This is a genomic window from Burkholderia sp. AU32262 (assembly GCF_020419985.1).
Taxonomy (GTDB): domain Bacteria; phylum Pseudomonadota; class Gammaproteobacteria; order Burkholderiales; family Burkholderiaceae; genus Burkholderia; species Burkholderia semiarida.
The window spans coordinates 112,455-128,895 of record NZ_JAIZRS010000015.1 but is presented as its reverse complement, the minus strand read 5'-3'; the positions used below and the strand labels follow the sequence as shown (position 1 = coordinate 128,895).

Sequence of the window (16,441 nt, the reverse complement as noted above, 5' to 3'; positions counted from 1 at the left end):
GGTTATTCGTGGAATTGGCAGGTGCCGTAGCGCGGGCAGTATTTCTTGTCGCACAACAGCGATTTCGGGTTGGGGTAGAAGCGGCCAGATCGGAACATGTCGGCCGCGAACTGGATCAGGCCGGGCGTTTCCTCGGTTCCGATCATCACGCGCTTCGCGTTCTTGACCGGGGCGGTCGCGACCTCGGGCGTACCCTTCGTTTTGAGCCCGATGATCTCGGCTGTATCGGCTATCAGCTCGCCGGTCGTGTGCTCGTACAACAGCTCGTATGTCCCGATCTGCGGCCCGTGGCCCTTCGTGACAGCGACGCCCTGCGCGACGGCCTTCGATCCGCTCTTCAGGTCGGCGATGCCCGGGCCGAGCGCCGTGCGACGGACACGTGCGCGGTCCATCGTGCCGGTGAGGCGGACCACGATCCCACCGCCGCAGTCGATGTCGAGCGGCTTCGTTTCCATCTCGACCGCGACGAAGTCGTACCGCGGCGTGATCTCGAGGCAGTACTTCGTCGTGAGCGAGATCCCGATGCGCTCCGCTTCCTTCAGACTGAGATCGTCGCTCGCCGGGTTGTACTCGTTCGATGGGTCGTGCAGCTTGTCGACGAACGCACCGGCTGCGTCGTCGACGGTCAAGCCGGAGCCGTCAAGCACGCTCTGGTCATAGGCCGCCGTGCCTGCGTGGATCGCGGTACCGAGCGCGGCGCGTAGGCCCACGACGTTGCGCATGCCGAGGATATGGATTGCTTCAAAGCGATATGCACATTCAAATAGCGAGGCCCATGCAGACGCACGGACACGAAAGATCGACGGGGTGATCATCGTTGAGCTCCAAAGCCCCGGCGTGAGACCGGTGCGAACTCCGGCCATGCCGGAGAATTCGAGAGGCGGTGGTGCAGGGCGACGTGATACTCGTGGGTGCACACGAGCAGGTTCTCGGGGCGGTTGTCGTTCTTCACGCCATTGATGTGATGCACGACTTCGGTGTTCGGATTGCCAGTGCCGAAGCTGCGCAATGGGCGGCCAAGCGCAGCCTCGGCAACGAGCACATGTTCGTAACGCCGCGTGTTTGCCGCGACGCGCACCACCACATAGCCTTGCGTGCTGAACGTGCGATTCCCTATCGCCGCTGCCGTCTTCGCGGCCGCCGCTTTGCCGATGCCATGGCCCTTGAGGTACTTCAGCGGTCGGCCCTTGATCCATCCCTTCGAACGATCGTTGACGGGCGCAAGGCGTGTCGGCCGGCCGCAGCCGCACTGGCAAAGGGCTACTGTTGTCGCAGTGGTCATGCTTCACCCTCGGCGACGGCCTGCTCGGCCGCCGGCATCTTCTCGACACACACGTACGGGAATCGATCCGGGAACGGCTTGATGTGCTTGTAGAAGTGCGAGCCGAGGGAGTCGGCGGTCTTGAGCGCATCGAAGTTCGCCTGCGTGAAACCGGTGTAGTGGTACAGCGACGTCGGCGCATTCGTCTTGCGATCCTTGAACCGGACCGCAAGCGTTTCGGACTCAGCGTCGTAGCCGATGCTGTGGATCTGCGACGATTCGACGGGCAGGGTGTCGATGGTTTTCATCTCGGTTGCTCCTGATAGAGGGATCGGGGCGTGCGTCGGCAGCGCGCAAACTCGCGGCGCGGTGGCACTGGATTCAACGGGGCGGGTGGAGACAGCGTCTCGCGGAATGCGAGGCGGTGCGGCTCGGTGGCGTTACAGAATGCCGAAGTGCTTGGCGATGCCGTCGACGGCGACAGCAAGAAGAGCGACCGCGACGAGGATCGCGACGACGAGGGCGCGCGCGGCGCGCGGGTGCCGGCGCTCGAAGAGGTCGGCGTGATCGGTGAAGCGGCTCATGCGGGCCTCACAAAAATGGACGCGGCCGAAGATCCGTCGGCGTTGAGTCCGGCGAGAATCAAAGTGCACGCGGCCGCAATTGCGAGCGCGGCGAGGTAGCCAACTATGGGATTCCACTCGTATAGGCGTTCGAGCAGATTGCCCAGGTAATCGAACGGCGTCATGGTCGGTTGTCTGTTCGGCAGTGCGGGCAGTCCTGTGAATAGCGGTCGGCATCTCGCAGAAACCTGCCACAGCCGACGCAATTCACGCGAAAGGCACGCGGCTTCGGTGGCTCGATCAGCTTGATGCCGGTACCAGACAGCGCCTCATTGCGATCGATGTACTGCATGTCGACAGCGGGGCGGGTCTTGGAATCGATGTATTCCTTGGGCCACGGGATGTCAGTCTCGCGGGCGTTGTGCTTCGCTTGGGCTTCTTCGCGCGTGAACAGGCGTGCCTTCCGCAGATCGGTTGTGTATCCGCCGCAGCCTTTCTCGGCCCACCACAAAACGTCGTTTCCTACGTAGGTGCGGCTGTCTTGGAGATAGAACTGATTGCTCATCCGAGGCTCCGCAGGTAGGGGCCAGCAAGGTCAGCGCCGAACCAGAGCGCGCCGATCACGACGCCGTATGCCGCCGCCCACGCCGATCCTTCGATTACGTAGCGCAGACGCGATACAGCTGATCGTTTGTAATTGCGCGATACAGGCGATAGGCTGTTGAGGGAAACTCGCATCAGTGATTCCTCCGTAGGTTCCGCTCGGCGAAGGTTGCGACGTTGTGCTTCGTCCGGTTGAGGATCTGATGCGCGATCGCCTCGCTGCCGACCATGGCAATCCCGAGCGCGGCCTTGCTGATCAGCATTTCCATCACGTTCGCGAGCGCGTCGGGATTTCCGTATGCGCCGCAGTTGCGCACGTAGTCGGCGATCAGTTTCTCGGCGAGGTCGCCGCATTGGGCAGGGGATTTGAGGGTGCTCATCAGTCGGCTCCGGCGATGGTGATGCGGCGAACGGGATCGGACACCGGCACGGGCGCGCGGAAGCCGGCCTTCGCCAGCGCGTCGTCGACAACGGCGCGGATGCCGGACGTCAGGACCGTCTTCGACGCGACCAGGTGCAGCGCGTCAATCAGGTGCGCCATCGGTTGAAGGTGCGCGTCGAGCGATCGGTCGGCCGCGAGCGAGCGCGCATAGGCATCGGCCGACGCACCGTCGCCGGCATCCGACGGCAGTTCGCCGTAGGAGAAGCTCGAATCGGCCCGCTCCTGCACGAGCTCCTTCGCGCGCAGCAGCCATGTTTGACCGAGCGTGTGCTTGACCTCGTTCATGCTTCACCTCTCGCGCGGAGCATGGCGTCGGCGTAGTGGTAGTTCCAGCGCGTGCGCCGCTGCCACGAGTCGGTTTCACCGGTTGCCCAGCCGAAATCGTCCGGCACGTCGGGTGCATGTGCGGCGAAGTAGTCGCGCAGCGTCATACCAGATTTGCCTTCATAGCCGTTGCAGTCGCCGGGAACTTCCGGAAACGCCGGGCCGCCATGCTTCGTGTTGTCCATTTCGATCCTCTTCGCGGTACTGACGGCCATCGTCAGGCAGCGCCACACGCTGCGACCTCGCCGCGATGCTCTGCGGCGGGCGGTTTCGGCCTTGGGTCAGATTGCTCGCCGTAACGGGCGCGGTAGGTCAGTCGTTAAGCGCGCGACGACTCATGTGGTCGGTGCAGCGGGAAAACCCGGCGTTGCCCGCGGCGAACTTCTGGCCACATCCCGAGCAGTAGACGTTGGCGAAACGCGGCGCGGCGGCGGCGAGATCAGCGTCGGCGATGCGCTGCGCGATTTCCGCGTCGAGGGCTGCCTTGCAGACATTCCAGACCTCGTACACGTCCTCGATTCGGCCGCGACGCAGCGCGGCATCGAGCACAGCGATCTGCTCGGTCGAAAACGGCAGCACGTCGAACGTGACGGCGTCGGCGATCGCTTCGTTGCGCTCGTCGCGCTCCAGCGCGGCGTCGTCGGCCGCCGCCTGCAGCTGGTCGGCGTGTCGGTCGACCCGCACGGGCAGGGTGCGTATATTGTGGCGATGAGGTCGAGGAGTGTGCATAGCGCCCTCCAATTAAAGTAGGATTACTAATTAAATTACGGTCTTGAACTTCGATGCTGCACGCGCAGCTCTCACTGGTGACGCCTCAGAAGAAGAACCGCCACCGGTCAGAGCTGTGAGAAGCGCCGGTTACGTTATCCGGCGCCGGTTAGCATCCCGGCCGTCCTCTTGACCTACCGTCGGCTTGCCAAGCCCGCTTTCTGAGGTGACGGGTCCACTTCTTTATCCCTCGCAGGGCTGGCGAGTCGCGCTCACCGATGGAGTTGGCTGTCCATCTACCCGGGCGCATTTTCGATATAGGCTCATGGAGCCGGGCCGGCGCTGATCTCCGGCTTCGGGACACCAGCATTCGACTGGGTGCGCATCAGCCTGCGCATTCCGGCTCCATGAGACTGCATCACTCGCGCGCCCGACTACTCCCGGCCGTGCCGGCTCCGGGTCGCGCGAGGTTTGTGCCGATTACGACGCCATCGGTCACGTGGTGCTGGCTGTCTTGCATCAGGTTCGTTCAAGCCTGCAAGCGGTAGCCAAACTTCGGCCTAGCGCGCTGCGCCTGTCCTGACTCACGACGCGGATCGCGCCGGCCGGTTGCTCCGCGTGTGCGGTCCCGGCTTACCTTCGATTGTTAGAGAGCGATCCGCCTAGGCGGTGGCGCGACGTCGGTGTCGCGTTGATGGGAATTAAACCAGACGGTGTATGTCGAGTCAACACCATTTGGTTTATGGTGCTCCGAAAATTTGTAACAGCGAATCTGGACCAGCGATTCTTAAGCGTCTGCTGACGGCAGTTGAAAGTCTGCGGGATCTGGGGCTAAACTACTGTACATGCATACAGTATCGTGACAAACCGAAGACGAGGGCGGCCAGTGAAAGAAGAATCGAAGACGCGCCTGCGCTGCAGGCCTGGGGACTTGGCTAGGGTGGTGTCGAGCAGGAACCCCGCGTTGATCGGCACGATTGTGACGATTCAGCGGCTGCGCTCAGACGGTCGATGGGATGTGCTTCTGGAGAATGAGGCGTTCGGTTTTACGGGGCTTGCGAAGCGGCCCGTCGTGACGCGCGAGTTTTCGTTCTGGGATGCGTCGCTCGAGCCACTGCCTGATGTGCTGCGGCGAATCAGTCGCCAAATGGCCGGTCTTCGTCCTGAACAGGCGCGGGGCGCGGAGTTGACTGGGCTAACAGCCCACTGATGAACGCCTCAACCTTGGCGCGGCCGATTTCGTCGAGGCGCTCCCAGCCGGCCGGCGCCGACCTCTGCTGAACTCTTGGGCGCGGCGCGAGCAGGTCGATCACTTCGCCGTCAGTGCTTTCGCGCCAAGCACGCTCAAATTCGAGTGCGACCTTCTCGCCGAAGGACTTCGATTTGGCCATATCGTTGATCTGCTGCGGAACTCTCTTCATCCGCCGAGCGACTTCAGCCTGCCCGTGCAGATCGACCAGGCGCCCGAGCGCCTGACGGCGCAATTCGGTGACTTCGCTATGGGTCAGTAGATCATCTTTCATAGGCCAAATTAGACCACCGTAAACCAAACGGTGAAATAAACCAGAAGGTGTTGCCGCCCATAAACCATACGGTGTATGATGGCCGCATGGACAAGTTCAAATCCTTTTTCGCCGGCATCCCGCGCGCTGATCGCGATCTCTTCGCTGCGCGGTGCGGGACAACTGCCGCCTTTCTGAGAAACGTCATCTACGGACAGCGTAAGGCCGGCGAGAAGCTCTGCGTCGCCATTGAGCGTGAATCGGGCGGCCGCGTAACCCGCCGCGATCTGCGCCCTGACGACTGGCACCTGATATGGCCTGAGCTGGCGGAACCGGCGAAGGAGGGGGCGTGAAGAAGATCCGCAAATTCAGCCCGGTGCGCGTCGACCAGAAGCCTTCCGAGCGCGTGCGCCCGGGGCGACGAATGCATGAACTGCGTCAGGCCATTTCGAAGATCGATTCTCCCGCAATGGTTTTCACGGGTCCGCTCGGCATCGAACTGATGACGCTCCGGTACTCGGTTGAGCAGAAGTTGCGTGATCGGAAACTTCCGAAGACGGCATGTGCCACTGCGCTGAAGCACTACATCGTCAGCCCGAGGACGTGAATGCAATGCGTGACCTGTTACGGCATCCACTTCTTGATGTAGTCGCGCAGCGCCGTCGAGTAGTCGGTAAGTGCCGCGACACAAAGATCCGATCGATCGGACGCGAGTGTTTGTGCTTGCTCTTTTTCGATCTCCATGTCGAAGCAATACAGCAATGCGTCTTTGTCGGGGCAGGTACGAATCAGAGCTTTCATCATTGCCTCGGTAGCGAACTGCAGCCCGAAGAGAACCTCGATCTGCATTTCGTCCTTGGTCATGTGGACGGGTTTTTTCTTGGTCATGCGAACCCCGTTGTGTGGTGGTTGAAGAGGTCAGAGGCTTCGATTTTCGCATAGCGGCGGTTCGCATCTTTCGCAGTTGGCCAGGTGTTGTCCTGGCTTTTATTTCGCCCGCGCGCCAACTGGGTAAGCAAGTGGGTAATCAACTGGGTAACGATTGATTTTTTGTATGAATCAGACCGAATTCAGGATGTTCGCGCCGTGGGTACAGGCAGTGACACTGCCGGACGCGGAGATCGAAGCGATGAGCTTCGAGGACTGCCTCGCGCACGCGCTCGAGCTCGGCCTGCGGCGCTTCGATCGCAAGACGCTCGCGCGCAACTGCGACATTCACTATCCGCACTTCGGCGACCTGATCGCCGGCCGCCGGCCGTTTCCCGCGACGAAACTGCACCTGTTCTGCATGTTCACCGGCTGCGACTACCCGCGGCAGTGGCTCGCCATCCAGGAGCGCAAGGCGATCGAGGAATACCGCCGGCTCAGCCAGCAGGCGATCGGCGAGTTCGTCCAGCAGGCTTTCGGCCAGCGGCAGGTGGCGGCATGACGGTCACGATCAGCCGCCGCGACATCGGCAAGGACTTCGTCCGCAAGCTCGGACGTCCCATGACCTACCTCGGCCTCGTCGAGGAAAAGCACCTTTTCATCTTCCGCGATCCCCCGCAGGACTATCTCGCGTTCCGTCCGGACCAGCTCTGGATGCTCGAGCGCGTGCGGCCCGAGGCGGCGCCGATCGACAACGCGAAGGAGGGCGGCTCGTGCTGACTAAACTGTTCGAGCGCGCGGCGTTCCGCGCAGGCTGGCGCGCCGCGCGCGCAGGCATCCCGTTTCACGAGAACCCGCTGCGCGGCCCGCTCGCGCGCTTCGTGCGGCAGTGGGGGTGCGGCTGGGCGGCGGCGAATGACTGCCCGCGGGCGTACAACGTCTACGACTGGGAGCAGGGCATCTGCTCGACGTCAGCTGAACCGTATCGGGACGCCGCATGAGCGCGCCGACCAGTTGGAATCCTCGATTTCTCGCATACGCGCAATCGCGCGGAATGACGCCCGAGCAAGTGTGCGAGGCCGACCGTGTCGCGTTTCCCGGTGGCCGCATGGCCGGATTCATCTGCTGGAACAGCACGCGGGTTCGGGAATTCGTGGCCGAGACGGGTGCCGACCGCCGCGACGTGACGCGCCTCGGTTCCTACGACGCATGGTTGGCAGCGCGCTTCGGCGCCGCTCAGCTCGAACTGCAGCTGGAGGTCGCATGACGTGGGCGCACGATGACCTCGCCAAGGATCTCGCCGCGCATCTTCGCGGCGCATCCGATCGCCTCGTATGGACCGACATGCAGCTCGGGCCGGCCGGCTCGCCGCGGCCGGACGTCTACACCGTGCCGTGCTCCTTCGCGCGGTTCCAGCCGGTCGCCTACGAATGCAAGATCAGCGTCGCCGACTTCCGCCGCGACGTGACGGCGGGGAAGTGGACGTCGTATTTGCGCTTCGCCGCTGGCGTGATCTTCGCTGCGCCGGCCGGGTTGTTGAAGAAAGAGGACATCCCAGCGGGCTGCGGGCTGATCGTGCGTGGGCCGGACGGCTGGCGATCGCTGAAGGGCCCGACGCTGAAGAACATGGAGAACCTGCCGCGCGACGCGTGGATCAAGCTCATCATCGACGGCATGGCGCGGCTCGCGGACCAAAGCTACGAGCAGCTGCGCGCGGGTCTCTGCAACGAATGGACGCTCGAAAAAAAGCTTCGCGCGCGCCTCGGCGACGTCGTCGCGGATGCTGTCCGGGATCGACTGAACGCGGAGCGCCGACTGAAGGCGGCCACCGAGCGCCTTGAGAATCTGGCCGAAGAGGCGGAAAACGAACGGCGGCTGATCCTCGATCGGGCGAAGCAGCATGCGGAGCGCGATGCGGCGCAGATCGATGGCGCGCGCATCGAGCTCGCGCACGCGCTTGGACTGCCGGCTAGTGCAGGAGCGTGGCAGATCGCCAGTGCCTGCAAGCAAGCCGCGCGGCGCGTTGGCATCGATTCCGAGGTCAAGCGGCTCCGTCAGCAGCTTGAGCGCATTCAGGCTGCGATCGAATCGGCTGCCGAACCGCTGCCGCATATTGCGCGGGAGGTCACATGACTTCCGTTTCGATAGGTGCTGCAATACTGCACCTCGGCGACTGCCGCGAAGTGCTGAAGACCATCACGGACGCGTCGATCGACGCGGTCGTTACCGACCCGCCGTACGAACTCGGCTTCATGGGGCGCGCGTGGGACCGGACCGGCATTGCCTACGACGTGGCAATGTGGGCTGAGTGCCTGCGCGTGTTGAAGCCAGGTGGTCACCTTCTCGCGTTCAGTGCTGCGCGCACCTATCACCGCATGGCATGCGCGATTGAAGACGCCGGTTTCGAGCTGCGCGACCAGATCATGTGGATTTACGGCAGCGGGTTCCCGAAGTCGAAGAACCTCGACGGCGACTGGAGTGGCTGGGGTACCGCGCTGAAGCCGGCGCATGAGCCGATCTGCGTCGCGCGCAAGCCGCTCGTCGGCACGGTCGCGGCGAACGTGCTCGAGCACCGCACCGGCGCGCTCAACATCGATGCGTGTCGTGTGCATGGCGCCGACGCGCTCGGCGGCCAATACATCGTGAAGCGCTTCGCACCCGGTGCATCGGTGAACGCCGACGGCAACTGGAAGCAGAACGTCGAATATACCGCTGAAATGAAGGCCGGCCGCTGGCCCGCGAACGTGATCCACGACGGCTCTCCGGACGTGCTCGAGGCATTCGCGCGGTTCGGCGAGAAAACGAGCGGCACTGGCGCCGTTAAGCGCGCGAGTAGCGCGGACGGACAAGGAAACGCTGGAGCAGCCTTCGGGGCCGAGAGCCGCCCGGCGGGAACCGCGATGATCAGCTACGGCGATTCCGGCTCTGCGGCGCGCTTCTTCTACTGCGCCAAGGCGTCGCGCACGGATCGGAACGAAGGGCTCGACGACCCGGGCTCGCAGTTCAAGCACGGTTCGACGCTACGCGACGCGGAAAACCTTGGGGCCGAGCGCAAGGGCAACCATCACCCGACGGTCAAACCGACCGAGCTGATGGCCTACCTGTGCCGCCTCGTCACGCCGCCCGGTGGCGTCGTGCTCGACCCTTTCATGGGTTCCGGATCGACCGGGAAGGCGTGCGCGCGAGAAGGCTTCGGCTTCGTCGGCATCGACGATCAGCCGGCGCACGTCGAGATCGCGCGAGCGCGCGTCGAATATGAACTGGCGCGTGTCGACGCGGCCGCGGCCGAATGTGCCGCGCTCGCGTGCCAACAAGACCTGTTTGCGGATGCCATTGAGGCAACTGCCAGCACTACAGCGTACGGTCTCAGCGAATGAACGACCTCCCGAATCCTCTCACCCCAGCGGACTGCAACCTCCGCGATTTCCCGTTCATGCCGCTCGAGGTGAAGCGCCTGCTGACGTCCGAAACGTGGATCCTCGGCACCGGCGACGAGCGCGCGGCCGCGATCACGTTGTGGCTTGAGAGCTGGCATCAGATCCCAGCTGCGAGCCTGCCGGCCGACGACCGTATGCTCGGCCATCTGTCTCAGTCGAAGAACTGGAAGCGCGTGAAGGAACACGCGCTGCGCGGCTGGGTGAAGTGTGCCGACGGCCGCCTTTATCACCCTGTCGTCGCCGAGAAGGTGCTCGAAGCGTGGGTATCGAAGCTGACCAGCAGCTTGTCCGGCACCACCGGCAACGCGAAGCGCTGGGGCATCGAGGTCGACACCGTGGCCGTGCGCGCGCAGATCGTCGAGGCCGCGAACCTCCTGAAAGCGATCGCCCCGCAATCCGAATGGCTGCGGAAAAAGCAGGTCCGGGAGATCGTATCCGATTCGCGGCGCGATCCCGATCCGATCGCCCCCCGATCGCCAACGCAATCGCCCCCCGATTCGCCCCCCGATCGCAAGCGAGAGGGAGAGGGAGATGTAAACACAGCAAGCGGCGGCGGCACAGCACAGGGAGACGGGGAAGAACCGCCGATCGCCGCCGCCGCTTTCGTCGAAATCCTTCGCTCGGCGGGCGTCGGCTTCGCCGCCGATGACGCGCGGCTGGCCGGCTGGTCCGCGCGCGGTGTGACGGCCGACGACCTGCGCGCGGCCATTGCCACGGGGCGCAAGCGCCGTGAGCGTGAGCGCTCCGAGCAGCCGCTGAACCTCGGCCTGCTCGAGCTGATCCTCGGCGATCTGCTCGCCGCGCGCGCCGCGAAGCCTGCGACAGGGACGCGCACCGGCGGCGACTGGTGGCGCTCGTGGACCGGCATCGTCGATCACGGCGGCACACTCGGCATCGAGCAAGGCCGCGACGAACCACCGTTCGATTTCAAGCTGCGCGTGTTCGACGCCGCGGGCGACGGCCCGTGGTGGGACGACCACAACCGTGCATTTCGCAACACTGCCGGCCCGGTCGCGGCCGGCGCTTTGATGGGGGAAGGGCGATGAACTGCAAACCTGGTGATTTGGCTTTCACGGTTGGCTCGCCGTTGCATGAGCAGAACGGAATGGTCGTGCAGGTGGTGGGCCTGAGCCCGCGCGGCGCTCCGTGGTGGGTGGTTTCTTTCCGGGGTGCGGTTGAAACGAGGGAAGGGCTGATTGCGCACGGTCGCGCGCAAGTCCGCGATGCCAACCTGCGGCCGATCAGCGGTGTGCCGGTGACCGACGACATCGAAGACGAGGTGACGGCATGAGGGTGTTGGGAATGGATGTGATCGAGTCGCCGCTGTGCGCTGACGTGCCGCGCATGACCGTTTCGCCGCGATTCGCCGAGCTGATGCCCGCCGAGTTCGTGAGCGACTTGAACCGGTGGATGCGCGAGTTCTTCGGCACTTCCGACGTGTCGTACATCGTCGAAGGCCGCACGATCGTCATGAGCCCGCGCGCGGCCGCCGATCTCCGCCGGCAGGCTTCGCAGGCTTCAGTTCGTCCCGGGCATTGGCAAGGGTGGCGGGCATGACGCAGCAATCTCTCATCACGACCTCGCCGATCATGCGGCGCGTCGAGTTCGTCGTTCCCGGCGCGCCGGTCGCGAAGGGGCGCCCGAAGTTCGCACGCCGCGGCGCGCATGTCACGACCTACACGCCCGAGAAGACGGAGCGTTACGAGAACCTCGTGAAGATGGCCGCGCGCGAGGCGATGCGCAGCGCCGCGCCGTACGTCGGCCCGATCCGTCTGATCGTGCACATCGGCCTGCCAATTCCGGCGAGTTGGTCCATGAAGCGCCAGGGCGAAGCGGCCGCCGGCGCCATCGGAGCGACGAAGAAGCCGGACGCCGACAACGTTGTCAAGGCGTTGAAGGACGGCATGAACGGCGTGGTGTACGTCGACGACGGCCAGGTCGTCGACCTCTGGGTGTCGAAGCGCTACGCGCGCACGCCGGGCGTGCGGATCGAGGCGATCGAGTTGAATTTGAAGTCAGCATAGGAGCGGGGCCTTGAAAGCAAAAAGCAAACTCACCATCAACGGGATGATCGGCGCGATGAAGCCCGGCGTCCGGTATTCGGCGCACGACCTCGCACGCCGCACGAAGCACCCCGTTTCGTCGGTGCGCCAGCTGCTGTCGCTCGACGTGGCGCTCGCGCGGCTCGACTGCCATTCGGCGAGCCGCGGCCGGATGTACTCGCTGGCGGGCACGAGCCGCTCGCCCGGTTCGCACGTCGACACGCGCATCCGGCCCGACTTCACGAGCAACCTGTCGGGCTACATGGCCGAGCTCAACACGCGCCAAGCGCTGGCGATGATGACGCGGGGTGCACGATGAGCGATGTCGTCGAGTTCAAGTCGGCGTTCGACGCGGTGCGCTTCGCGCTCTGCTACTCGTCGCAGCAGTACGGCGAGACGATGATGGCGAAGCGGCTGCGCGGCGAGTCGATCGGCACCGGTATGGGCCTAGTCGGGCTCGATGGCGCCGGACAGGCCGGAGAGATTCGCCGGCACCTGTGGGAACTGCCCGATCTGCACCTGTCCGTGCTCGTCGCGCGCGCCGCTCCGCACGACCTGCCGTGCTCGTGCGGAGCGGCGTGCTGCAGCGGCCGGACGCCTAACCTCGAGTGGCAGGCGGCGATCGGCTGGCTGATCCGGGCTTCCGCCGCCTACTGCTCGGGCTTTTCGCACTACCGGGTGCGGCGCGCGATTATCGAGCGGCTGTTCGGTGTGAAGTGCGACCTTGTCGACATCGCGAACGACTGCGAGGCGCACGTGAACACCGTCAGCAAGCATAACTCCGCGGTGCGGAAGTGGATCGAGGGCGACAAGAAGGCCGGTGAGGCGGGCGTCGAGGGGCTCGCTTGGTCGGTGATCGAACGACGGTTCAGCGAGCTCGGATTGCTTCAGGAACGATCAACCGCTTGACAATGTGTGTTTGGCACACAATAATCCGGCATATTCGATACACGTCATACGTGCGTCCGAAGCAAAGAAGCCCGCGAAAGCGGGCTTTTTTATTGCCGTGGCTGCTCTTGCGTGAGCAGCCCATCACGATTCCGCTATCGCAGATTAGTCGGCCCGCAGCTTCGACACGTTGTCGAATACGCTGTCGATTCGATTGCGAATGGCGTTCTTGACGTCATGAGGGATGACGGGATCCGCGTGCAGGGTGTCAAACGCACTGTGGATCCAGAGGCGCATGCGCTGTGCTGCCTCGTCCTTATCCTTCGCGTCCTTGATCTGAATTGAAATCAGCGCTGCCAAGATTGCACCGTCGGCGGTCCGCGTCGCGGCTTGATGTACATCGTTGGCAAGAAGTTGTTGTTCGTTGCTCATTGGTCCCTCGTATAGGTGATTTGCCCGGGCGAGCGCCCGGCCATGAAATTATATAGGTCGCCATCACTTTTGCTTTTGACGTAGGTATGGCGCAGCAACGCACAGCGCCGCCGGAGTCACAGCGCATTGACGCGAGGTCAGTGCTATTCTCGCTTGGACCTCAACTACGCCGGCGGGAAAGACGCAGCGAGGTGATCAGCCAGCGCGCCGAAAGGTGCAGACGGGTTTCCGCCGCCCTGCTGGCACCAGGCATTTCGAGCCCGCTGAGCGAAAGTCAGCGGGCTTTTTACTGGGTCGGCTGGATCTAAACCGACTTTTAATAGCCCCGATTCCTACAGCGCGTCTATTTCCTTGGCGATCTTGGCCACGGTTGCGCCGATAAATTGTCCGAGTTGCTCTCCATTTTTGGCAGGGTCTGTGAACCACCGGTCACCGGTGGCTGGTGCGACCAAACCGGATGCGAGTGCTGTTTTGACGAGTTCGACGGCCTGTTCGGTTGCTCGTGCGGTAGTCATTAATGCTCTCCTGTTTGCGCTTATTAGACGATTTTCCGCGACCGCGTTCTCAGCACGCGGCCATGAGGATATTGCGTTAATCGAGTGATTTAAGTCAACGCCGTTGAATTATCTTAATAATTTCGCTATTTGGATAAAATTGGCGGAATTGACTTGAGCGTTTCATTATTCGAATCAAACTGCAGATGTCACAAGATGAGCAGATCTGCTGCGATAGCGAATGTGTTACCAATATCTCGCCCGTCCCCGCCTGATGCCCTGTTCGGTGACTCGTCCTGGCTCCGCTCGATCATCCCGGCCGACGGCGTCGCCGAGTGGGTGAACGAGACGCTCTTGCGCGACGGCGCGCCGCTCCACAACATTGACCACGAGCACCTGATCGGCGCCGACGTCGCCTACCTATGGGCAGCCGTCGAGAACGTGCGCCATATGCGCCGCGTCGTCGGCCAGTGCGAAGAGGTGGCGATCCGCGCGGGTGGTTGGCAGCGGGCCCGGCAGGAACAGCAGTACCTCGAATGGTTCGGTCGCGTGCCGGCGTTCCTGATCACGCTCGACGCGCACTACGCGCGCGAGTGCAACGATCTGCAGTGGTGCGCGCTCGTCGAGCACGAGCTGTATCACATCGGCCAGCGCACCGACGAGTTCGGCGCGCCGGCTTTCGCGAAGGACGGAATGCCGAAGCTCGGCATCCGCGGGCACGACGTCGAGGAATTCGTCGGCATCGTCCGGCGCTACGGCGCGGCCGGCGGCGCGGGCGACACGGCAGAGCTCGTCGCCGCGGCCAAGCGCGCGCCCGAGGTCGGCCACGTCGACATCGCGCGCGCCTGCGGCACCTGCATCCTGCGGGCCGCGTAACCCGACCGTTTTCCCGCTATGGCAGCACTTCCCGACGCGATCAAGGTGTTCATCGTGCAGTCGCTGGCGTGCTTCGACACGATCTCGCGCACCGCGAAGGCCGTGCGCGACGAGTTCGGCGTCGAGGTGTCGCCCCAGCAGTGCGAGCGCTACGACCCGACGAAGCGGGCGGGCGAGACGCTCAGCAAGAAGTACCGCGAGATCTTCGAGCGCACGCGCGAGGAGTTCCTGAACGACACGTCGCGCATCGGTGTATCGCACCGCGCGGTGCGCCTGCGTGCGCTCGACCGAGCCGTCGCGGAAGCGGAGCGACGCAACAACCTGCCGCTGATGGCGCAGCTGCTCGAACAGGCTGCGAAGGAATCCGGCGACGCCTACACGAACCGGCGCCGCCTCGAACACACTGGGGAGAACGGCGGCCCGATCGAGAACAGGACGGTCGTCGTCGATGAAAGCCAGGTCGCAGCCGCCGTCGCCAAACTCGAAGACGAGTATTGACCCCGCCATCGAGCGGGCCGTCCTGAAGGCGAAGTGCGAGCGGGATCACCTGTTTTTCAGCCGGTACTTCTTCAAGCACCGGCAGGCGATCAAGTTCCGCGTCAACTGGCACCACGTGCTGATCGCCGACACGGTGCAGCGCGTGATCGACGGCACGCTGAAGAACGTCGTCATCAACGTGCCGCCGGGCTCGTCGAAGACCGAGCTGGTCGCGATCAACCTGATCGCGCGCGGTCTCGCGCTGAACCCGCGTGCGCGGTTCCTGCACATCAGCTACTCGGACGACCTCGCGCTCCTGAACAGCGAGACGGCGCGCGACATCGTCGCATCGGACGAGTACCAGGCGCTCTGGCCGCTCAAGGTGGCTGACGACGCGAAGTCGAAGAAGCGCTGGAACGTGCTCGTCGACGGGAAGAAAGCCGGCGGCGTGTACGCAGTTTCGCTCGGCGGTCAGATCACCGGCTTCCGGGCCGGGCACATGGCCGAGGGCTGGCAGGGCGCGATCATCATCGACGACCCGCTGAAGGTCGAGGACGCGTACAGCAAGACGAACCGGGACAAAGCGAACCGCAAGCTGCAGTCGACCGTGAAGAGCCGAAAGGCGAGTCCGGACACGCCGATCATCGTGATCATGCAGCGGCTCGCCGAGGAAGACTCGACGGGCTTTATCAAGGCACGCAAGCTGCCGGGCGACTGGGAGTTCATCGAGATCCCGGCGCTGATCACCGACGAGTACGTCGCGAAGCTGCCGGCGCACATCCGCGACCGCGTGGAGCGCGACGAGCGAGACGAGGACGGCCGGTACAGCTACTGGCCGTACAAGGAACCGCTGCAGGAGCTGCTCGCGTCCGAGAAGGCCGACGCGTACGTGTTCAACGGCCAGTACATGCAGCGGCCGTCGCCGCTGGGCGGCGGGATCATCCAGAGCGGCAAGTTCCTGCGCTACGGCGCGCTGCCGCAGTTGCAGTACCGGAAGATCTTCGCCGACACGGCGCAGAAGACCGCCGAGCGGAACGACTACAGCGTGTTCGAGTGCTGGGGCCTCGGGTACGACAACCGTCTGTACCTGATCGACCTGGTGCGCGGGAAGTGGAAGGCGCCCGAGCTGAAGCGCCGCGCGATCGATTTCTGGAACAAGCACGCGGCCATCGGCGCCGACGACCCGGCCGCGCCGGTGCTGCGGCAGATGAAGGTCGAGGACAAGTCCAGCGGTACCGGGCTGATTCAGGACATTCAGGCCGAGGGCGGGATCCCGATCGAGGGCATCGAACGCGTGAAGGACAAGCTGACGCGCGTCATGGACGTCGTCAGCCACATCGACGCCGGCAACGTCGGTGTGCCGCTGGATGCCCCATGGGTCAGCGACTTCTTGACCGAGTGCGACTCGTTCACGGCTGACGACACGCACATGCACGATGACCAGATCGATCCGATGGTCGACGCAATCAACGACATGCTGGGAGGCGCGAAGGACCTGTCGGTCTGGGAGCGGCTTGCCGGTTGA

Annotated in this window: 31 protein-coding genes; 17 read left to right on the top strand and 14 right to left on the bottom strand. The window is 63.9% G+C overall.

Annotated elements, in window-relative coordinates; all coding sequences use genetic code 11:
- Positions 1 to 2: 2 nt before the first annotated feature.
- The 11 genes from LGN10_RS19465 to LGN10_RS19415 all read right to left on the bottom strand — a co-directional run bounded on the left by LGN10_RS19465 (position 3) and on the right by LGN10_RS19415 (position 5,424).
- A complete protein-coding gene (locus LGN10_RS19465; protein ID WP_226224750.1) occupies positions 3 to 815 on the bottom strand; it encodes a RecB family exonuclease in 813 nt (270 codons plus the stop codon).
- The gene (locus tag LGN10_RS19460; RefSeq protein WP_226224700.1) at positions 812 to 1,282 is read right to left on the bottom strand and encodes an HNH endonuclease signature motif containing protein; all 471 of its coding nucleotides are present in this window, start codon (positions 1,280 to 1,282) and stop codon (positions 812 to 814) included. The genes LGN10_RS19465 and LGN10_RS19460 overlap by 4 nt, the downstream gene beginning before the upstream one ends.
- On the bottom strand, positions 1,279 to 1,569 hold the full coding sequence (locus tag LGN10_RS19455) for a KTSC domain-containing protein (protein WP_226224698.1): 291 nt from the start codon (positions 1,567 to 1,569) through the stop codon (positions 1,279 to 1,281). Before LGN10_RS19455 ends, LGN10_RS19460 begins: the two co-directional genes overlap by 4 nt.
- 132 nt (positions 1,570 to 1,701) lie before the next feature.
- The gene (locus LGN10_RS19450; RefSeq protein WP_226224696.1) at positions 1,702 to 1,845 is read right to left on the bottom strand and encodes a hypothetical protein; all 144 of its coding nucleotides are present in this window, start codon (positions 1,843 to 1,845) and stop codon (positions 1,702 to 1,704) included.
- Entirely contained in the window at positions 1,842 to 2,009 is a 168-nt protein-coding gene (locus LGN10_RS19445; RefSeq protein ID WP_196485768.1) for a hypothetical protein, read from the bottom strand. Before LGN10_RS19445 ends, LGN10_RS19450 begins: the two co-directional genes overlap by 4 nt.
- On the bottom strand, positions 2,006 to 2,389 hold the full coding sequence (locus LGN10_RS19440; RefSeq protein WP_081059086.1) for a hypothetical protein: 384 nt from the start codon (positions 2,387 to 2,389) through the stop codon (positions 2,006 to 2,008). Before LGN10_RS19440 ends, LGN10_RS19445 begins: the two co-directional genes overlap by 4 nt.
- A gap of 172 nt (positions 2,390 to 2,561) precedes the next feature.
- A complete protein-coding gene (locus LGN10_RS19435) occupies positions 2,562 to 2,807 on the bottom strand; it encodes a hypothetical protein (RefSeq protein WP_226224695.1) in 246 nt (81 codons plus the stop codon).
- On the bottom strand, positions 2,807 to 3,154 hold the full coding sequence (locus tag LGN10_RS19430; protein ID WP_226224693.1) for a hypothetical protein: 348 nt from the start codon (positions 3,152 to 3,154) through the stop codon (positions 2,807 to 2,809). Before LGN10_RS19430 ends, LGN10_RS19435 begins: the two co-directional genes overlap by 1 nt.
- On the bottom strand, positions 3,151 to 3,378 hold the full coding sequence (locus LGN10_RS19425) for a hypothetical protein (RefSeq protein ID WP_226224692.1): 228 nt from the start codon (positions 3,376 to 3,378) through the stop codon (positions 3,151 to 3,153). The genes LGN10_RS19430 and LGN10_RS19425 overlap by 4 nt, the downstream gene beginning before the upstream one ends.
- Before the next feature lie 127 nt (positions 3,379 to 3,505).
- Complete coding sequence (locus LGN10_RS19420) at positions 3,506 to 3,922, bottom strand: hypothetical protein (protein ID WP_226224691.1); 417 nt, start codon at positions 3,920 to 3,922, stop codon at positions 3,506 to 3,508.
- Positions 3,923 to 5,037: 1,115 nt separating this feature from the next.
- Positions 5,038 to 5,424 carry a hypothetical protein gene (locus LGN10_RS19415; RefSeq protein WP_226224690.1) on the bottom strand — a complete coding sequence of 129 codons (387 nt, stop codon included), beginning with the start codon at positions 5,422 to 5,424 and terminating at the stop codon, positions 5,038 to 5,040.
- A gap of 86 nt (positions 5,425 to 5,510) precedes the next feature.
- On the opposite strand from LGN10_RS19415, the gene LGN10_RS19410 reads away from it, so the two are divergent.
- Entirely contained in the window at positions 5,511 to 5,756 is a 246-nt protein-coding gene (locus tag LGN10_RS19410) for a transcriptional regulator (RefSeq protein WP_226224689.1), read from the top strand.
- On the top strand, positions 5,753 to 6,010 hold the full coding sequence (locus LGN10_RS19405; protein ID WP_226224688.1) for a hypothetical protein: 258 nt from the start codon (positions 5,753 to 5,755) through the stop codon (positions 6,008 to 6,010). Before LGN10_RS19410 ends, LGN10_RS19405 begins: the two co-directional genes overlap by 4 nt.
- Before the next feature lie 17 nt (positions 6,011 to 6,027).
- Here LGN10_RS19405 and LGN10_RS19400 read toward each other — a convergent pair whose 3' ends face one another.
- The gene (locus LGN10_RS19400) at positions 6,028 to 6,291 is read right to left on the bottom strand and encodes a hypothetical protein (RefSeq protein ID WP_226224687.1); all 264 of its coding nucleotides are present in this window, start codon (positions 6,289 to 6,291) and stop codon (positions 6,028 to 6,030) included.
- Positions 6,292 to 6,457: 166 nt separating this feature from the next.
- On the opposite strand from LGN10_RS19400, the gene LGN10_RS19395 reads away from it, so the two are divergent.
- From LGN10_RS19395 to LGN10_RS19340, 12 genes are read left to right on the top strand one after another with little or no spacing between them, the layout of a single operon-like run.
- Positions 6,458 to 6,832, top strand: coding sequence for a hypothetical protein (locus tag LGN10_RS19395; protein ID WP_060010001.1), 375 nt, complete (start codon positions 6,458 to 6,460; stop codon positions 6,830 to 6,832).
- Complete coding sequence (locus LGN10_RS19390; protein WP_060966022.1) at positions 6,829 to 7,050, top strand: hypothetical protein; 222 nt, start codon at positions 6,829 to 6,831, stop codon at positions 7,048 to 7,050. The genes LGN10_RS19395 and LGN10_RS19390 overlap by 4 nt, the downstream gene beginning before the upstream one ends.
- Complete coding sequence (locus LGN10_RS19385) at positions 7,044 to 7,271, top strand: hypothetical protein (protein ID WP_060009998.1); 228 nt, start codon at positions 7,044 to 7,046, stop codon at positions 7,269 to 7,271. The genes LGN10_RS19390 and LGN10_RS19385 overlap by 7 nt, the downstream gene beginning before the upstream one ends.
- Entirely contained in the window at positions 7,268 to 7,537 is a 270-nt protein-coding gene (locus LGN10_RS19380) for a hypothetical protein (protein WP_226224686.1), read from the top strand. The genes LGN10_RS19385 and LGN10_RS19380 overlap by 4 nt, the downstream gene beginning before the upstream one ends.
- Positions 7,534 to 8,403, top strand: coding sequence for a hypothetical protein (locus LGN10_RS19375; protein WP_226224685.1), 870 nt, complete (start codon positions 7,534 to 7,536; stop codon positions 8,401 to 8,403). The genes LGN10_RS19380 and LGN10_RS19375 overlap by 4 nt, the downstream gene beginning before the upstream one ends.
- Positions 8,404 to 8,453: 50 nt before the next feature.
- Positions 8,454 to 9,647, top strand: coding sequence for a DNA-methyltransferase (locus LGN10_RS19370; protein WP_226224682.1), 1,194 nt, complete (start codon positions 8,454 to 8,456; stop codon positions 9,645 to 9,647).
- Entirely contained in the window at positions 9,644 to 10,753 is a 1,110-nt protein-coding gene (locus LGN10_RS19365; protein WP_226224679.1) for a DUF1376 domain-containing protein, read from the top strand. The genes LGN10_RS19370 and LGN10_RS19365 overlap by 4 nt, the downstream gene beginning before the upstream one ends.
- The gene (locus LGN10_RS19360) at positions 10,750 to 10,998 is read left to right on the top strand and encodes a hypothetical protein (protein ID WP_226224676.1); all 249 of its coding nucleotides are present in this window, start codon (positions 10,750 to 10,752) and stop codon (positions 10,996 to 10,998) included. Before LGN10_RS19365 ends, LGN10_RS19360 begins: the two co-directional genes overlap by 4 nt.
- A gap of 17 nt (positions 10,999 to 11,015) precedes the next feature.
- The gene (locus LGN10_RS19355; RefSeq protein WP_226224673.1) at positions 11,016 to 11,264 is read left to right on the top strand and encodes a hypothetical protein; all 249 of its coding nucleotides are present in this window, start codon (positions 11,016 to 11,018) and stop codon (positions 11,262 to 11,264) included.
- Positions 11,261 to 11,731 (top strand): RusA family crossover junction endodeoxyribonuclease, encoded by a 471-nt coding sequence (locus tag LGN10_RS19350; RefSeq protein WP_226224671.1) that lies wholly within the window; start codon positions 11,261 to 11,263, stop codon positions 11,729 to 11,731. Before LGN10_RS19355 ends, LGN10_RS19350 begins: the two co-directional genes overlap by 4 nt.
- 10 nt (positions 11,732 to 11,741) lie before the next feature.
- Positions 11,742 to 12,068 carry a hypothetical protein gene (locus tag LGN10_RS19345; RefSeq protein WP_226224668.1) on the top strand — a complete coding sequence of 109 codons (327 nt, stop codon included), beginning with the start codon at positions 11,742 to 11,744 and terminating at the stop codon, positions 12,066 to 12,068.
- Positions 12,065 to 12,658 (top strand): DNA-binding protein, encoded by a 594-nt coding sequence (locus LGN10_RS19340; RefSeq protein ID WP_226224665.1) that lies wholly within the window; start codon positions 12,065 to 12,067, stop codon positions 12,656 to 12,658. The genes LGN10_RS19345 and LGN10_RS19340 overlap by 4 nt, the downstream gene beginning before the upstream one ends.
- 144 nt (positions 12,659 to 12,802) lie before the next feature.
- Here LGN10_RS19340 and LGN10_RS19335 read toward each other — a convergent pair whose 3' ends face one another.
- Together LGN10_RS19335 and LGN10_RS19330 are read right to left on the bottom strand one after the other, a co-directional pair.
- Entirely contained in the window at positions 12,803 to 13,069 is a 267-nt protein-coding gene (locus LGN10_RS19335; protein WP_226224664.1) for a hypothetical protein, read from the bottom strand.
- A 332-nt stretch (positions 13,070 to 13,401) separates the two neighbouring features.
- Positions 13,402 to 13,584: a hypothetical protein gene (locus tag LGN10_RS19330; protein ID WP_156349303.1), complete on the bottom strand. Its 183-nt coding sequence runs from the start codon at positions 13,582 to 13,584 to the stop codon at positions 13,402 to 13,404.
- Between the two features lie 195 nt (positions 13,585 to 13,779).
- Here LGN10_RS19330 and LGN10_RS19325 point away from each other — a divergent pair, with 195 nt between their 5' ends.
- Genes LGN10_RS19325 through terL form a run of 3 tightly spaced genes read left to right on the top strand, consistent with a single transcriptional unit; the run spans position 13,780 to position 16,441 of the window.
- On the top strand, positions 13,780 to 14,439 hold the full coding sequence (locus LGN10_RS19325) for a putative metallopeptidase (protein ID WP_226224661.1): 660 nt from the start codon (positions 13,780 to 13,782) through the stop codon (positions 14,437 to 14,439).
- A gap of 18 nt (positions 14,440 to 14,457) precedes the next feature.
- On the top strand, positions 14,458 to 14,937 hold the full coding sequence (locus tag LGN10_RS19320) for a DUF2280 domain-containing protein (RefSeq protein WP_226224658.1): 480 nt from the start codon (positions 14,458 to 14,460) through the stop codon (positions 14,935 to 14,937).
- Positions 14,888 to 16,441, top strand: coding sequence for a phage terminase large subunit (terL, locus tag LGN10_RS19315; protein WP_226224657.1), 1,554 nt, complete (start codon positions 14,888 to 14,890; stop codon positions 16,439 to 16,441). The genes LGN10_RS19320 and terL overlap by 50 nt, the downstream gene beginning before the upstream one ends.

What these genes read in the sequence shown, in the direction of transcription:
- LGN10_RS19330 (WP_156349303.1), bottom strand. Translation starts at nt 13,584, where the DNA reads ATGACTACCGCACGAGCAACCGAACAGGCCGTCGAACTCGTCAAAACA.
- LGN10_RS19450 (WP_226224696.1), bottom strand. Translation starts at nt 1,845, where the DNA reads ATGAGCCGCTTCACCGATCACGCCGACCTCTTCGAGCGCCGGCACCCG.
- LGN10_RS19375 (WP_226224685.1), top strand. Translation starts at nt 7,534, where the DNA reads ATGACGTGGGCGCACGATGACCTCGCCAAGGATCTCGCCGCGCATCTT.
- LGN10_RS19340 (WP_226224665.1), top strand. Translation starts at nt 12,065, where the DNA reads ATGAGCGATGTCGTCGAGTTCAAGTCGGCGTTCGACGCGGTGCGCTTC.
- LGN10_RS19415 (WP_226224690.1), bottom strand. Translation starts at nt 5,424, where the DNA reads ATGAAAGATGATCTACTGACCCATAGCGAAGTCACCGAATTGCGCCGT.
- LGN10_RS19425 (WP_226224692.1), bottom strand. Translation starts at nt 3,378, where the DNA reads ATGGACAACACGAAGCATGGCGGCCCGGCGTTTCCGGAAGTTCCCGGC.
- LGN10_RS19360 (WP_226224676.1), top strand. Translation starts at nt 10,750, where the DNA reads ATGAACTGCAAACCTGGTGATTTGGCTTTCACGGTTGGCTCGCCGTTG.
- LGN10_RS19335 (WP_226224664.1), bottom strand. Translation starts at nt 13,069, where the DNA reads ATGAGCAACGAACAACAACTTCTTGCCAACGATGTACATCAAGCCGCG.
- LGN10_RS19390 (WP_060966022.1), top strand. Translation starts at nt 6,829, where the DNA reads ATGACGGTCACGATCAGCCGCCGCGACATCGGCAAGGACTTCGTCCGC.
- LGN10_RS19380 (WP_226224686.1), top strand. Translation starts at nt 7,268, where the DNA reads ATGAGCGCGCCGACCAGTTGGAATCCTCGATTTCTCGCATACGCGCAA.
- LGN10_RS19400 (WP_226224687.1), bottom strand. Translation starts at nt 6,291, where the DNA reads ATGACCAAGAAAAAACCCGTCCACATGACCAAGGACGAAATGCAGATC.
- LGN10_RS19410 (WP_226224689.1), top strand. Translation starts at nt 5,511, where the DNA reads ATGGACAAGTTCAAATCCTTTTTCGCCGGCATCCCGCGCGCTGATCGC.
- LGN10_RS19365 (WP_226224679.1), top strand. Translation starts at nt 9,644, where the DNA reads ATGAACGACCTCCCGAATCCTCTCACCCCAGCGGACTGCAACCTCCGC.
- LGN10_RS19320 (WP_226224658.1), top strand. Translation starts at nt 14,458, where the DNA reads ATGGCAGCACTTCCCGACGCGATCAAGGTGTTCATCGTGCAGTCGCTG.
- LGN10_RS19440 (WP_081059086.1), bottom strand. Translation starts at nt 2,389, where the DNA reads ATGAGCAATCAGTTCTATCTCCAAGACAGCCGCACCTACGTAGGAAAC.
- LGN10_RS19445 (WP_196485768.1), bottom strand. Translation starts at nt 2,009, where the DNA reads ATGACGCCGTTCGATTACCTGGGCAATCTGCTCGAACGCCTATACGAG.
- LGN10_RS19455 (WP_226224698.1), bottom strand. Translation starts at nt 1,569, where the DNA reads ATGAAAACCATCGACACCCTGCCCGTCGAATCGTCGCAGATCCACAGC.
- LGN10_RS19395 (WP_060010001.1), top strand. Translation starts at nt 6,458, where the DNA reads ATGAATCAGACCGAATTCAGGATGTTCGCGCCGTGGGTACAGGCAGTG.
- LGN10_RS19430 (WP_226224693.1), bottom strand. Translation starts at nt 3,154, where the DNA reads ATGAACGAGGTCAAGCACACGCTCGGTCAAACATGGCTGCTGCGCGCG.
- LGN10_RS19460 (WP_226224700.1), bottom strand. Translation starts at nt 1,282, where the DNA reads ATGACCACTGCGACAACAGTAGCCCTTTGCCAGTGCGGCTGCGGCCGG.
- LGN10_RS19325 (WP_226224661.1), top strand. Translation starts at nt 13,780, where the DNA reads ATGAGCAGATCTGCTGCGATAGCGAATGTGTTACCAATATCTCGCCCG.
- LGN10_RS19420 (WP_226224691.1), bottom strand. Translation starts at nt 3,922, where the DNA reads ATGCACACTCCTCGACCTCATCGCCACAATATACGCACCCTGCCCGTG.
- LGN10_RS19435 (WP_226224695.1), bottom strand. Translation starts at nt 2,807, where the DNA reads ATGAGCACCCTCAAATCCCCTGCCCAATGCGGCGACCTCGCCGAGAAA.
- LGN10_RS19350 (WP_226224671.1), top strand. Translation starts at nt 11,261, where the DNA reads ATGACGCAGCAATCTCTCATCACGACCTCGCCGATCATGCGGCGCGTC.
- terL (WP_226224657.1), top strand. Translation starts at nt 14,888, where the DNA reads ATGAAAGCCAGGTCGCAGCCGCCGTCGCCAAACTCGAAGACGAGTATT.
- LGN10_RS19465 (WP_226224750.1), bottom strand. Translation starts at nt 815, where the DNA reads ATGATCACCCCGTCGATCTTTCGTGTCCGTGCGTCTGCATGGGCCTCG.